Source organism: Enterococcus sp. C63 (assembly GCF_040887215.1).
Lineage (GTDB): Bacteria > Bacillota > Bacilli > Lactobacillales > Enterococcaceae > Enterococcus_B > Enterococcus_B hirae.
On sequence record NZ_JBFOFI010000007.1, the window covers coordinates 83,550 to 98,681 of the forward strand.

General features: G+C 38.0%; 12 protein-coding genes and 1 pseudogene. 3 read left to right on the plus strand and 10 right to left on the minus strand.

Features of this window, described 5'->3' with window-relative positions; genetic code table 11:
• Positions 1-126: 126 nt before the first annotated feature.
• The 5 genes from AB3H90_RS10990 to pepA form a co-directional block, all read right to left on the minus strand.
• Complete coding sequence (locus AB3H90_RS10990; protein ID WP_368016713.1) at positions 127-516, minus strand: PTS system mannose/fructose/N-acetylgalactosamine-transporter subunit IIB; 390 nt, start codon at positions 514-516, stop codon at positions 127-129.
• Positions 517-679: 163 nt separating this feature from the next.
• Positions 680-1,420, minus strand: a complete 741-nt coding sequence (locus tag AB3H90_RS10995) for a GntR family transcriptional regulator (RefSeq protein ID WP_053766227.1) — start codon at positions 1,418-1,420, stop codon at positions 680-682.
• 532 nt (positions 1,421-1,952) lie between these two features.
• A complete protein-coding gene (locus AB3H90_RS11000) occupies positions 1,953-2,420 on the minus strand; it encodes a universal stress protein (RefSeq protein ID WP_053766226.1) in 468 nt (155 codons plus the stop codon).
• 29 nt (positions 2,421-2,449) lie between these two features.
• Positions 2,450-2,770: a thioredoxin family protein gene (locus AB3H90_RS11005; RefSeq protein WP_002317106.1), complete on the minus strand. Its 321-nt coding sequence runs from the start codon at positions 2,768-2,770 to the stop codon at positions 2,450-2,452.
• A 292-nt stretch (positions 2,771-3,062) separates the two neighbouring features.
• Positions 3,063-4,142, minus strand: a complete 1,080-nt coding sequence (gene pepA, locus AB3H90_RS11010; protein WP_368016714.1) for a glutamyl aminopeptidase — start codon at positions 4,140-4,142, stop codon at positions 3,063-3,065.
• A gap of 198 nt (positions 4,143-4,340) precedes the next feature.
• Between pepA and AB3H90_RS11015 the strand changes: the two genes are divergently transcribed.
• Positions 4,341-4,694, plus strand: a complete 354-nt coding sequence (locus tag AB3H90_RS11015) for a PepSY domain-containing protein (protein ID WP_002317104.1) — start codon at positions 4,341-4,343, stop codon at positions 4,692-4,694.
• Between the two features lie 171 nt (positions 4,695-4,865).
• Positions 4,866-5,822: a glycosyltransferase family 2 protein gene (locus tag AB3H90_RS11020; RefSeq protein WP_368016715.1), complete on the plus strand. Its 957-nt coding sequence runs from the start codon at positions 4,866-4,868 to the stop codon at positions 5,820-5,822.
• A 75-nt stretch (positions 5,823-5,897) separates the two neighbouring features.
• Here AB3H90_RS11020 and AB3H90_RS11025 read toward each other — a convergent pair whose 3' ends face one another.
• Complete coding sequence (locus AB3H90_RS11025) at positions 5,898-7,355, minus strand: NAD-dependent succinate-semialdehyde dehydrogenase (RefSeq protein ID WP_368016716.1); 1,458 nt, start codon at positions 7,353-7,355, stop codon at positions 5,898-5,900.
• Between the two features lie 283 nt (positions 7,356-7,638).
• Between AB3H90_RS11025 and AB3H90_RS11030 the strand changes: the two genes are divergently transcribed.
• On the plus strand, positions 7,639-8,517 hold the full coding sequence (locus tag AB3H90_RS11030) for a cation diffusion facilitator family transporter (protein ID WP_368016717.1): 879 nt from the start codon (positions 7,639-7,641) through the stop codon (positions 8,515-8,517).
• A 234-nt stretch (positions 8,518-8,751) separates the two neighbouring features.
• Here the strand turns inward: AB3H90_RS11030 and AB3H90_RS11035 are convergent, their stop codons facing one another.
• The 4 genes and pseudogenes from AB3H90_RS11035 to AB3H90_RS11050 form a co-directional block, all read right to left on the minus strand.
• Positions 8,752-10,623 carry a glycosyltransferase gene (locus AB3H90_RS11035; protein ID WP_034700444.1) on the minus strand — a complete coding sequence of 624 codons (1,872 nt, stop codon included), beginning with the start codon at positions 10,621-10,623 and terminating at the stop codon, positions 8,752-8,754.
• A 193-nt stretch (positions 10,624-10,816) separates the two neighbouring features.
• A pseudogene (locus AB3H90_RS11040) lies at positions 10,817-12,121 on the minus strand (glycosyltransferase).
• Positions 12,121-12,630, minus strand: a complete 510-nt coding sequence (locus AB3H90_RS11045) for a hypothetical protein (RefSeq protein ID WP_368016718.1) — start codon at positions 12,628-12,630, stop codon at positions 12,121-12,123. The pseudogene AB3H90_RS11040 and the gene AB3H90_RS11045 overlap by 1 nt, the downstream one beginning before the upstream one ends.
• A gap of 293 nt (positions 12,631-12,923) precedes the next feature.
• Positions 12,924-15,059 (minus strand): UvrD-helicase domain-containing protein, encoded by a 2,136-nt coding sequence (locus tag AB3H90_RS11050; protein ID WP_368016719.1) that lies wholly within the window; start codon positions 15,057-15,059, stop codon positions 12,924-12,926.
• Positions 15,060-15,132: the final 73 nt, after the last annotated feature.

The following is a 15,132-nucleotide window of genomic DNA, read 5'->3' on the forward strand; positions in this document are numbered from 1 at the left end:
CCCTGTTTACAAAATTTATTAGTTTATTTCTTTACTTACTTCTTTCCATGATGTTCCTTTTGAATCTGGGACTAGCTTAAATTCAATTTCCATACCTAAAGAATCTAATTTCTCAAAGGCAGCAATTTATTCTGGCGTCACTGCTGCATTGGGACCAATTTTTTGCGCATTTTCTCGGGCACTCATTGGACCAACATTCAACTGTGGACAAAGAGAAATAAAATCTGAACCGTTTTCATAAAGTTTTACAAGTGTTTCTGGTGTTTTGACGATCAGGAAATAGTTTTTCTTGCTTTTTGCGATCTCTTCCCATTTCTGTCCTGTTTTATCAACAGTCATGACAAATCCTTTTAACGGTTTTGGGACTGCTGCTTTCAGTACTTTAGATAAAACTGGATTATTTGCTGAAGGATCATCGACCGCGATGACACCGTCACATTTTCTTTCACTCATCCATCTTGTTACCACTTGTCCATGAATAATTCGATCGTCTACTCTAATAAATGATATTGCCATTTTCTCCAACTCCTCTATTGTTATTATGTTATGACATTACAAACTATTTTTTATTTCTAAAAAATAATCATGCTTGCTATTTGTTAATTTCCGGTATACTTTTCTGGTAAAACTGATGAAATGTAAGGCTTATTACCAGAAAAGTTTCCCGTTTTTTGCTTATTCAATTCAGTTCGACATAGTAACGGTATTTATCACCAATGTAGTAACAATCACTGATTTCTTTAAAATGGCCGTCTCTTTCCGCAGTCATTCTAACACGTTTCAAGATAGGCGTTCCTTTTTCAATATCAAGAACGGCCTGTAGTTCAGGCGTTGCAGCAATCGCTTCGACGTATTCTCGACTGTCATTAATAAGGATGCCGAATGTTTTCAAATAATTATAGAATGAGTCATAATAATCGTCGCTATCCAACGAAAAATCATAGATATACGGGATATGTGTGACGAAATAGGCGAAAGCTTCCCCTTCTGAGGTACCGCGAATCCTTCGAAGTTGCAAGACTTTTGATCCTTTTTCGATAGATAGTTGTTTTGCCATCTTATCCGTGGCTGAAATCAAGTCCACTTTTGCATAAAGTGTTTTTGCTTGCTTTCCTAACTCTTCCATCTCTTTAGTAAAGCTTCGAACCATCGTATAATGTTGTTTTTCATCCGAGTGGTCATTTGTTAATACAAATGTTCCTTTCGCTCGTTCACGGTATAGATAACCGGCACGTACTAGTTCATCGATCGCTTTTCTAATCGTGATTCGGCTAACATTATAAATCTCGCACAGTTCAAGCTCAGCAGGTATTTTTTCTCCTTCTGCCCATTCTCCCGATGAGATCTTAAACCGCAGATCTTCCGAGATTTGGCTATATAGTGGTGAACTCCCACTGTCTTTGAAAAGCTGTTTCTTCATTTTTTCACCTCCATCATTGTTCTATTGTTATAACAATAATACAAGAAAGCGTTTTAAAAAGCAATAAGAAAAAAGAAAATTTGGAAAAAAATCCTTTTGACTAGTTTTCTCACCCCATAAAAGGCGTTGTCGTTTCAAGAAATCCGCCAGTTAGCTCTTTATCCAGATCTGGTCTTGCTATCACCAAAACACAAAACTTTTTGAGGAAGCGTGTTTCACAATTTGGCAATGACTGATCTTTTTCGTTATGATTCCGTTATATTCCAACACCCCTATTAGGCCTGATTGTGTCAATGCTACCATTACTTACTATCATTTCTTATAGACTCTGCCATTGTACCAAAAAAACTTGAAACTCAGGGTTAATTGGCATGGCATACGATACTTATTTTCCCCTTAACTAATCATGGAATTTTAAAAATGAGACTAGGACAAGCTGTGAGCCCACCTAAAACTTGCAAAACTTGTCGTCTTCACGTACAACTTTTGGAGCACACATCAGCCAGTTGTCCTACTCTCACTTGATTCATGACTAATTATTTTCTGTTTTTTCCACTTCATCAGAGACAATCAAGACATCACATGGTGCTCGGCGGATGACATAGCTGGAAACACTACCTGTCATAAATCGTTCAACCGCATTTAATCCTGATTGACCGACCATGATCAAATCGATCGCATATTTTTTTGGTAAGTTGACTGCCATTGATTCTCTAACAGAACCATAAGCAACGATTCCTTCGATTTTTTGATAGTCAACTGTTTTTCCATAAGCTTTACAGTCTTCGATCATTTGTTTCGCTGCTTCTGTTTGTTGGTCAACTAGCGTTTGATCTATTGGGACATAGCCCATGAAATTATAAAATTGTTGGTCGATCACATTTGCTACATAGACGGTTCCGTCGTTTCTTCGAGCAACCTCAACTGCTTTTTTAAAGGCAGAAAGTGCTTGCTCACTTCCATCGATCCCGACCAAAATATTTTTATATTCTTGTTCCATCCTGATCCCTCCTAACAAATATCCAGATGTTAGCCGTTCGTCACACGATTTAAAAAATCCTCGATTTCTTGTTTTGTTTTCCGATCTTTATTCACTAGACGACCTAATTCTTTACCGTCTTTGATCACTACAAAACTTGGGATTCCAAAAATGTTCCACTCAGCGGCTACATCTATGTATTTGTCACGATCGACTTCAATAAAACGCCATGCGGCAAAATCATTTTCTATTTCTGGCATTTGAGGCTTGATAAAGCGACAATCGCCACACCAATCTGCGGTAAAGAAAAAGACACTGTTCCCTTTTTCAACGTAACCTGCTAATTCTTCTAAGTTTTCTGGAATAATCATTGCTGTCCCTCTTTTCTTCTTATATTTAAATTATACACCTTTCTTTAAAAGTCACCAACTCCTAACCAGTCCTCACTTTTGTATTCAAAAAATTCAGGTGCTTCAACCAAAAAAACGATTCACCGATTTCCCCCGTATTTACTGACTGACGACAAAACAAGAAGACCTAAAAAGGAAGCCCAATAATAGGACTTCCTCTATTTCTGAACTTATTAACTATTTATACTATCCTTCGCTTATCTCTGTTCCACGATCCATGGTTCTCGTTTCACTTCGTTTAAAGGATGTATTCTTATTTTCCGTAAACGATCGTATTGACAGTCGATTTGTCTAATCCTTTTAATGTTTGGATCAACATCTCTCTTGCTGCTTCAAAGTCACGAATGCTAAACATTGTTTGATGTGTATGAATGTAGCGTCCTACGACTCCGATCACCGTACTTGGGATTCCTTCGTTTTGCGTATGTGCCGCACCTGCATCTGTGCCGCCTTTTGAGACAAAGTATTGATATGGAATGTTGTTTGTTTCAGCCACGTCTAATAAGTATTCACGCAAGCGTGGTAACATGATCAATCCTGGGTCTTGGATACGCATCAACGTTCCTTCACCTAGATGTCCGAATGTCCCTTTTTTCGTTACCGTATCGTCTGCTGCTGAGCAATCGACTGCAAAGAATAGATCAGGTTTGAATTTGTTGACAGAAGCTTTTGACCCACGTAAACCAACTTCTTCTTGCACGTTTGCTCCTGCGATCAATGTATGACCTAGTTTTTCATTTTGCAGCGCTTCTAACGCTTCTAACACCATTGTACAACCATAGCGGTTATCCCATGATTTGCTGATGATATTTTTGCCATTAGCTGTTTTGATGGTTTCAGCGAATGGTACGATCGTATCGCCTGGCAATACGCCAAAGCTCATTGCTTCTTCACGTGATTCAAAACCAGCATCAAATAAGATATCTGTCACTTCCACTGATTTTTGGCCGCTTGTTCCACGTAATAAATGTGGTGGAACAGAAGAAGAAATACATGGGTAATTTTTGCCAGAAGAAGTCTTCAATGTGTAACGTTGAGCAGAAACCACATACGGATTCCAGCCACCTAAAGGTACAACTTTGAATAAACCGTTGTCCTGGATTTGGGTTAGCATAAATCCTACTTCATCCATATGAGCCGCAACCATCACACGTGGGACATCTGCCTCTTCATGTTGGCGTAAGCCAAAGATTCCACCTAAACCATCTAGTTGTAATTCGTCCACTAAGGGTTCCATGTGCGCTTCCATATACGCACGAATGTCTTGTTCAAAACCACTTGTTCCTTGAAGTTCTGTTAACTCTTTGATTCGTTGAAATGTTTTTTCATCCATAATAAAGTTCGCCTAAGATTCAGACTATGCTCCTCTCAAATTTATAGTTGACTGACTAATTTGTATTACTCTTAGTCAATCACTCACATTTATTATAGCTTATTTTAATTGATAGCGGTTATTTATTTCTAAGAAAAACACAGAGTATGGTAGAATAAATGAAGATAATCTTTTTGGACAAAGAAGGAGGTAAGACGTATGTATTCTGAAGAATGTGAGTCAAATAATTTTAAAAACGGTCTTGCTATAGGTATCGGACTTGGTTTAATCAGTGGCATCACTTCAATGGTTTTGTATCAACGTAAGAAAACGTTATCAGCCGATCAAGTCTTAGAACAAGTCAAAGAATCATTCTTAAAAGAAGGCTCCATCGAGGGGTCTTGGATCTCATTTGAAAAAGAACCGACTAGAAAATTTGCGATCCATTCCAAAGCTTATCGTGGAGGGATTTCCCGCCTGGAAGATGGTGAAATCATTTGCTACGAATTTTTAGCGGATGCGTATACCGGCACCGTGTTAGAGATTTCAAGAAAAAAGAATGAATTGATTTAATAAAGCGAAGCCTCAGCTATCACCATTAACATAAAAATAGTGGTTTTATACGGGGCTTTTTACAATAGAAACAAAAAGAAGTGAAAATTCTCTCTAGGTACTAGCATTTAAGAATTTGATACAGTATTCTTAATAGAGATTTTGTTTTCTATGATTTAAGGAGAGTGAAAAATGGAACAACAAGAGAAAATTGCTGTTCTGATTCCTTGTTATAATGAAGAAGCGACGATTTCAACAGTCATTGCAGACTTTAGACGAGAATTACCGGAAGCAGAGATTTACGTATATGACAACAATTCGACTGATACCACCTATGAACTTGCCGTGGCGTGTGGGGCAATCGTCAAAAAAGAACCAAGACAAGGGAAAGGAAATGTCATTCGGCAAATGTTTTTTGATATTGATGCAGATTACTATCTCATGGTGGATGGTGATGATACCTATCCTGCCGAAGCGGTGCATGGATTACTGGATAAACTTCGCTCAGGTGAAGCGGATATGGTAATTGGAGACCGACTTTCAAATGGGACTTACTTTGACGAAAACAAACGTCCGTTTCATGATTTTGGGAACAATTTAGTGAAAAACACAATCACACGATTATATAAAACAAAAATACGAGACGTCATGACAGGCTATCGAGGATTTAATCGTATTTTTGTCAAAAGTTTCCCGATTATGAGTTCCGGATTCCAAATCGAAACTGAGCTGACGATCCATGCCTTAGACAAAAAATTCAAATTGGTCGAATTGCCAATCGATTACCGAGACCGTCCAGAAGGCAGTGAATCGAAACTGAATACATTTTCTGATGGATTTAAAGTGATCATTATGATCGTTAAAATGTGGAAAGACTACAAACCATTGATGTTTTTTGGCATCTGGACCTTTTTCTTTTTTGTATTCGGCTTATTTGCCGGTGTTCCAGTGATCCGAGAGTATATGCTGACTCACTTTATCACACGGGTACCTTCTGCTATTTTAAGTACCGGATTGATGATCCTTGCCTTACTTTCATTAGTTACTGGGTTGATTTTAGATACTGTTGTAACGAATGCCAAAAAAGAATATGAACTAAATCTCTATCATGTCTATCATGAATGTCGAAAGCAAGAACAACAGAAATAACGTAGAAATAACCAAAGAAACTAGCTGGGAAGAATCTAGCTTCTTTGGTTATTTTTTTGCTTTTTGATACGCTAGTTATTTAGCTGTCCGAATCGTCACAAACTTCGCTACTACATATTCTTCCACACCGTAAGTTCCATTTTCCCGACCAAAGCCTGAATGCTTGACCCCTCCAAATGGCGTAGCTGAATTTGAAATAGCTGTATCATTGACACCGACCATCCCATATTGGAGTTTCTGGCTAACATTCGCGATCGTGTGGATATTCGTTGAGAAGAAGTAAGAAGCTAACCCAAAGATGGTATCATTGGCATCTTTGATCACTTCCTCTTCTTCCTTAAAAGCAATCAACGGAATCACTGGTCCAAAGGTTTCTTGATAAAAGATGTCCATTTCCTTCGTGACACCATCCAAAACAGTGGGTTCAAAGAAATAGCCATGCGCATACTCGCCTTCTGTCAGTCGTTGCCCACCTGCTAAAATCTTGGCTCCTTTATCTACGGCATCTTTGATTTGTTCTTCTACCTTTTCCACACCTTCTTGATTAATCAAAGGACCTGTCGTTGGATCATCTAAGCCATTACCAACGGATACTTGTTTGATTTTTTCGACGATCAATTTCGTAGCTTCTTCTTTGATTGATTCATGAAGAAAAATTCGATTAGGCGACGTACATACTTGTCCGTTATTGATGAATTTTGTTTTGATCAATTGATCCGTTGCTAATTCTAAATCTGCATCTGGAAAAATAATCAACGGCGCATGTCCGCCTAGTTCCATGGAAACTTTTTTCAACGTTGATGCTGCTTGTTTATTTAAGATTTGTCCTACTTCTGTCGAACCAGTGAAAGTGATTTTTTGCACGTTTTCTGATTCGGTTAGAATTTTACCGATCGTTGAGGAGTCTCCAGTCACGATATTGACGACTCCTGGAGGAAAGCCAGCTTGATCAAAAAGCTCCATTAACGCCAATGCAGAAAGCGGTGTCGCTTTTGCTGGTTTTAAGATAACCGTGCAGCCAGCCGCGATTGCTGGAGATATCTTACGGATAATCATATTGGATGGAAAGTTCCAAGGAGTGATTGCACCTACTACTCCAACTGGTTCTTTACGTACTTGCCATTCATTGGTTGCCGGAGAAGGAATGATCTCGCCTAAGATTCTTTGCCCTTCGGCAGCATTCCACCGCAAATTTTCAACATTCGTGTTGATTTCTGAAGCAGCTTGTTTGAGTGGCTTTCCTTGTTCCATCGTCATGATCGTAGCTAAACGTTCACTGTCTTCTTCCACTAGATCTGCCATCTTGTTCATTAATTTTGCCCGTTGAGCAGGAGAAGTTTTTGACCACTCTTCAAATGCTTTCTTAGCGGCTTTGATTGCTTCGTGGGTTTCACTTTCTCCACCTTTTTGAACATTCGCTAAGGTTTCACCTGTTGCAGGGTTGATCACCTCGAAGGTACCTTCTGTTCCTGTCTGCCATTTGCCATTGATATAAAGACGAGTTTCGACTTTTGGTAAATCTCTTTTTGCCATGTGTCTCTTTCCTCCTTCTTATTCGGTACAAATCTACCCTAACACGGTTAAATTTAAAGCTCAAAGCATACGCATCAGATGACTTTCCTGCAGCTGTTTTCTGAATCTACTGCAGGTGCAATCATAGCTGATCCCTTTTGATTCGCTGCTCCTATCGATTCAGTTAAGTTCGGGATAGTTCCAAATTTCGCCTATCCAAAACCATTATATTTTCCACACTTTTAGTGTTTTTATTCGAAAATATTATAAGATAATAAAATACTTTATGTTGGAGTGAAAATGTGTGAACAAAGACAGATATAAAGAATTGAAACAAGCAGAATTAGGTGCAATCATCAGTATTGTCGCTTATATCGTAGTCTCGATACTGAAGTTGACTATCGGGAATCTCGCAAATTCTGAAGCGTTAAGAGCCGATGGCTTAAACAATTTTACGGATATCCTAGCTTCGGTTGCTGTATTGATCGGTTTGAGAATCTCACGCAAACCTGCAGACACTGAACATCGCTATGGTCACTGGAAAGCCGAAAATATTGCGAGTTTAATCACTTCGTTTATTATGTTATTGGTTGGTCTGGAAGTCTTGTACTCTTCGATTCTCTCGATTACTGACAAAAAAATGGAATCACCCGATATGACCGCAGCCATTGTTGGGATTGTCTCAGCGCTGATCATGTACGGGGTTTATCTCTTTAATAAAAAACTAGCCACAAAAGTCAACAGTCCTGGTTTACTAGCTGCTGCGAAAGACAATCTTAGTGACGCGTGGACAAGTATCGGTACAGCCGTGGCAGTGTTTGCGGCCTCCTTCAATTTGGGTTGGTTGGATAGTGCCGCTGCAATCGTCGTGGGTTTATTGATTTTAAAAACAGCGTTTGATATCTTTAAAGAAAGCTCCTTTTCTTTATCTGATGGCTTTGACCAACAAAAATTAGAGCGCTACAAACAAGCAGTCAATAACATCCCGAAAGTCCAAAGCGTGAAGAGTATCAAAGGGCGTACTTATGGTTCAAATACCTATGTAGATATCACTGTTACCATGGACCCTAATTTGACTGTCAAAGAAAGTCATGATATTTCTGATTTGATCGAACACACTTTATTTGAACAATTCCAAGTCCACGAAACGGATGTTCATGTCGAGCCTGTGGAGAAGTCTTGAATAGCTGATAAAAAATGAAAAAAGAGGTTGAGACAAAAGTGTTCAGCATCAAGAAATAAGAAGGAATTTCCGAAAATTGCTTCTCAAATTTTTGGTAAATTTCGGCTTATTTCCGAAGATGCTACTTTTGTCTCACCGTTTATTCGTTTTTAGAGATACTAGAAGAGACTGGCTCTATAATTTATGGGACTGATGAATCAAAAATTGATTCTTCAGTCCCATTTTCTTCTTTTTTTAGCTTTCTACTAAATCATCTTCCATATCAAACTCTAATTGTTTGGCAGCATTCAGCTGGTCACTATAATAACTCGCTAGTTCTTCCGCTGATTGTGGGGTCAAATCTTCAAATGAGAAAGTGGTGTAAGCTTCCTGTGTTTCTCGACACACTGAAGTAATCTGCAACCCTTGTTGTTGATCAACAAACATATAGTTTTCTCCCGGAATGAATGATTCCCCACCCGTTCTAATCCGAAAGCCATTAAAACTCATTTGATACATCTCAAAGATTTTCGAATCATAGGATAACTGACGATTGACTGTGATACTTAATGCTTCACTGTCACTTTCGATATCTCGGTTTTTACCGATCGTGATGGCATAAAACAAGCCATAAAGATTATAGACTGACCATACTAACGTAACAATATAACCAAATTCATATCCTTCCCCACGAATCAATCGGTAAAGAGCAATGATACAAGCAAAAAGAATCCAGCAAAAAAGAACGATATGCGGAAACACCGTACGCCAATCAAATGCGTTACTCCCGACAATTTCTTTTTTCGTTACGTTGAATTTCTTTTGTGGTTTGAAAAATTCTTTTAATAATGCTCCTGTGTGGATCGGTGCCACAAAGCAGTCATAAATGTGAGAACTCGTTAGATTTCTTATTTTAGGCACGTATAACCTAAAGGATAAGGTGATCATAACAAACGGCGGTAAAAAGAATAGTAACAATTGATGGTTGTTACTTCTTACAATAAAAATATCAAAAACCATAAACAGCGTAGGAGCTAATAAAAAAATAATTTTTTGGAAAGAAGTAAACCAATACAAATAAGAGTTGTAATAACATAATTTTTGCATCAATGACAACCCTTTTAACTTTCGTGGCTTGAAGTGGTCAAAAATCTGCTTCGTACCTTGTGCCCAACGCGAGCGTTGGGAAGCTAGTTCTTTCGCTGTATAAGGGGTAATTCCCAATGCATAAGCCTTGTTGATAAAGAGGGTCTCGTAGCCGGCATTTTGTAACAACATCCCTGTCGCCATGTCTTCTGTAATACTATTCGTTGGAACCCCACCGATTTCTTCTAAAGCACTTCTTCTAATAATTGCATTTGTCCCGATATGGATCAGGGCATTTTCTCGAGAAAGAGCTGGCTCCAAAAAGCGCATAAATAATTCTTGCTCATTATAAAAGGAATTTCTTAAAAGCTGAAATGGATCTTTATTATAGAAGGTTTGAGGATATTGAACGAGTGCCATTTTAGGATTTTTGAAATAATTAACGGCTTCAAAAATGATATTTTTTTTGACAATAAAATCTGCATCCAATAGTAGTACGAGGTCACTAGTCGTTTGTGAGAGTGCATAGTTGATGTTGCCAGCTTTCGCATGCTCATTGCCCTCTCGTGATAAATAACCGATGGAAAAACGTTCCGCCATCTCTTTTAATTCCTCACGATGACCGTCATCGCAAATATATATTTTTTTATTGGGATATCGTAATGCTTTGACAGCCAAAGCCGTGGCAATCACTAATTTACTATTTTCGTTATACGTACAAATAAACGCCGCAACACTTGGTTGAAAACTCTCGTCATAGGCCTCATAGAGATGTTCATTTGACAATTTATTCGAAAATAGGTAAATAAAAAAACCGTAGACAAATAACCCGATAAATTCTGCAATGTAAAGAATGATCCCAAATATTAAAGAAACAGAACTATCTATTGGTATGGTATAAAACAAACGCCATATCAAATAAACAACTAAAAAAGTAATCGTGATCTTTGAAAAAAGTTGTTTGACAAAATCATATTTTTTTGCCAACAAATACAACAATATAATTATTAAAAACAACCCCGTCAGATAGTACAATTCCACATTATCTCCTCCTTTATGTTTATATTAAACATTATAATGGTTATTATAAAAAACAGTTAGTAAACGGTTTCCAGGGATCGTTTAGCTGTTTTTTTAAGATCATTTAGTTAGTTATGTAACCAAAAAGACTGTAGTAAAAGACGGCTTTCGTCTTCTGCTACAGTCCCTTGTTTGCTAGTCTTTTTCAGTTGCATCATTCACTTTTTCGTTCTGGACTTTTCCATGTGCCGCTTCCGTATCCTAGAATCGTTTTGATTGCTGGGATAAAGGTTGTCATGATGGTGATCGCATTGACCATCCAGAATAACAACATATACAATGGGGCAAATAACATATATTTCAATTTTCTTCCTTGATCGTCTACCACCAAAGATGCAATCAGTTGAATGATGCCTGAGATCATTTCGAAGCAAACAAACAGAAAACTAATCGTCAATGTCCGATAGATTTGTTCAAAATTTCCTTGATAAAGATAAACGCCCATTAAAATAATAAAAACGAAAAATGAAATACAAAAGAACAACGACCAAATAATACTAAAAGTTTGATCAATAAACATGAACGTCCTGCCGATATTTTCAAAAGGATGGAAGAGGACTTTTTTAAAATTCGTCAACCAGACTTCCGTCCCCCCTTTTGCCCAACGTTTTCTCTGACGATAAAGCATGGGCAAACTTACTGGAACTTCCATAAAAAATATGATGGTTGGCGCAAACACCGAGATCCAGCCATTCAACTGATGATCCCACGCAATACTGATATCTTCTGTCGCCCGATCTTGACGAAAGCCGCCAACATCGATCAATGCGTCTTTTCGATACATGGTATTTGCCCCACTGTACGCATAAAGACCGCCAAGTACACCTGCTTGTGTTCGCTTGATGATCCCTACGATGCTCGAAAATTCAACAGTCTAGGATTTTCCAAGTAAAGACGTACGATTTTTCACGTCCATATTGGCAGTAACAGCAGAGATATTTCTACCACCAGGGCGAATAAAGTAATTCACATAATTTGACAAAGCATCTGGTTCAGGTACCGTATCCGCATCATTGCTTAAGATCAACCGACCTTTGGCAAAAGCCATCCCAATATCAAATGCGTGAGCTTTCCCCTTATTTTTATCAATGCGGATCACTCGTAATTTGGGGTATTTTTTTTGTAAACGAGCTAATATTGCTGGGGTTTCGTCAGTTGAACCATCATCTGTCACTAACACTTCATAATTCCCATAATTGATTTTTGTCATTAAATAATCGATTGTGTCTTCAATCACCACTTCTTCATTGTGGGCCGGTACCATGATCGTGATAAACGGTTCGACCTCTGTCGGAATCTCCGCCCAATCAATGTGCTTATATTTAAATAAAAACGAATAGCATAATACCCCAATAAACCATGCAAAACTGCCAAGGATTGGATAAGAAACAAGGATAAAATAAATGATCGTAGCTACAAAATCCAGTAGTTCATTACCTGTATGAATGACTCTGACCATTAGAGTTCGACCCCCTCGTTTTTGTAAAGGTTTTCGATCAAATCTTTTTCAAGATTTTGCTCTTCTGATACTACGTAATAGCAAACCGCTTCACGCTTTTCCTTAGGTCCAAAGCGCATGCTGAATTCCGTTTCTAAAATATCTCGACGCTTTTCTAATTTTTCTTCATCATACATTTTTTCACTTCTTAGCATCGTTTGGTAACGACGATTATTCCAACGAGTCATGAATAAGAATAAAAGAACAAAGCCTAAAAAAGCAACCGCTAAAAATAGCAACAAAAAAGAAAACGTTTTTCGTTCTTCCGGAAACGAATGCCATTGTAATCCTCTCCCTTTCATTGAAGCCCGAAACGAAATAGTTACCCAAATAAATGGAAAAATCACGCCACACCATCCTAGAATCGCAACAATCCATTGCTTGATTTTTAACCGTCGATTTCCTTTGGCAAAAAACTTATCCTTAATCAAAAGAGTTGCTACTTCTTCACGTTTTATTCGAGTATTCATTTTTCTCCCACCTTTAAAAAATAAATTTAGTCCCCTTTTATAAAAACCTTTACATTTTTTGATGATGACAGCTAGACGAACAATTCATCAAAATGACCAACTAGACCTTACTTATACTTTACTTTTATTGTATTTATTTAAATTTGTTTATTTAATAGTAGCTTGTTTCTTGAAATATGTATGAGATTTGATCTTGACGTTAAGGTTTTCTTAATAAATTAAAATAACTAAAATAATAAAAATATAAAACAAGTTATCTTAGCGAGTCTCACTAAAGATAACTTGTTTTTTCTCTATTGATCTGTTACCAAAGAAATAACGACAGTTTTCATTGCTCGAGATATAGCCGTGTACATTTGCCTTCTTTCACGTGGTGTGTTCGGTTCAGCTGTTAGATAAATCAGTACGTGATCAAATTCGAGTCCTTTAGAAAGACTCAACGGGCGTACTTGGATGTTCAGCTGGTTGTTCCGCTCTACTTTTTGTTGTATCATTGCGGCTTGCTGTTCTTCCAATGTAATGACTGTTAATTGTTCACCCGTGTGCTGTTGTCGTTCATTGACCTGACTGAGCCACTGATTGAAAGTCGCTGCATTCACAAATTCCGGCTCTTCCCCATAAGGACGAACGGGAACAATAGCGATCTTTTCTTTTTCCCCTGAATATTGGGTAAAGAGAGTCGTGATTGCCCCGCTTGAACGATAACTATTCAATAAATCATATCTCGTCACAGATCGTCCAGCCGTTGAAAAATAGCTTTCAATTGCTTCAAAAGAAGTCGTGGAATTAAAAATCCCCTGATTTTCATCTCCTACGAGTGTAAAGCGAGCGTTGGGGAAGATGTTTAACAAGAGCAAAAGTTGCGCACTTGTATAGTCTTGCACCTCATCGATCAACACGAACTTTTTGACTTGGGTGATTTTTTCGATCAGCAGATGGCGCACATGCAAACGTGCGACGGCTTCATCTAATGTACAAGGAGTTGTTCGCTGATACTTATTCCCAGTGTAACTTTGATAAATCTCCTCAAATAAAAATTGTTCATCGACCCACGCCATCTGTTTGATTTGTTTCGTTACTGTTCGATATTTTCTTTGAAGCAATTGTTTGCCATAACTGACTAATTTCTCTGGCGATTCATCGGTGATCAACTGTTGGAAATACTTTTGTTGCATCTCTTCTGGTAAGGATAATAATTGATCTTTAATGGCGTCACTACCTGCTTGTTTCAGCAATTGCTTTTCCCAGTAGCGCAACAATCGGTCTTTAGTCGCTTGAAGTTTTTCTCTTAGATTCGGGTAATCGGGCGTGCTATCATAGATTTTTTTGATCACTTCTTTTGAGATCACGATTTTTTCCTTCTTTTTGATGGCTAAAAAGCAATCAGCCTGTTCAGTAAACAAGGAGGTCGCTTGCTCGATCTGCTTCATAAATGCCTGACTTCTGAGAACTGCTGTCTGGTCATCCACATCCGTCTGCGTAATCCGTTGAAAATAAGCTTTTTCTGACTCAACATTCCCTAAAAAAAGTTGATCCACCAACTGAAGCATCGTGACATTCAACGGATTTTTTTCACCTAACGAAGGTAATACCTTACCGATATAATCAATAAATTGATGGTTTGGTGACAAAATCAGCAAATCATCCGCAGAAAGTTGGTTTCGGTATTGATAAAGCAAATAAGCAATTCGTTGCATGATCGTTGAGGTTTTCCCACTGCCTGCAACGCCATTGACTAAGATATTTTGGCTTGTAGTGTCTCGGATGATCGTATTTTGTTCGGATTGGATCGTAGCCGTGATTGCCTTCATCTCTGACGTCTCACTTTGTTCTAAAGCATCAAGTAAGACATCGTCTTGGATTGCTACCGAGGTGTCAAAAAAGTGGAGCAATTGATCTTTTTTGATGATAAATTGACGTCGCTCATGGATCATTACCTCAATTTGGTTTTGATTCACTAAATAAGAAGACTGACCTAAATCATTGTTATAGAAAAGAGAAGCAATCGGCGAACGCCAATCATAAACCAAGGTTTCATCCTCATCATTAGTAAAGTTAGCCGTCCCAATATAAAAAGCTTCGTGACTGTTTTTTCCCTGTGCTTCTTCCTCTAAAAAATCAATTTCGATCTTCCCAAAATAGGGACTCATCAATAGCCGTTCGATTTTTTTCAAAGTCTCATTAGCTGATTGGATTTTGAGATTCAATTGATCGATTTCGCGATTTTTCATCTCAATCAGTGAATACGTATCAAGATTGTCTAAATAACTATCAAAATTGATCCGAATATCTTCGGACATCGTTTGTAACGAATCCCGTCCGTACGCACTGGTTTCTTGTAATAGTTGCTGATACTCTTCCTGCTTTTCTAGTAATTGCCGATAAACTGACGCTAGATAGGCTTCTTCTAAATTTCGTGTGTTGACCATACACATTCTCCTTTGATTCGAAGTAGTAGAACTAACCAGTCTAGCGCCATTTTACTAAGAATGCAAGGCAAAG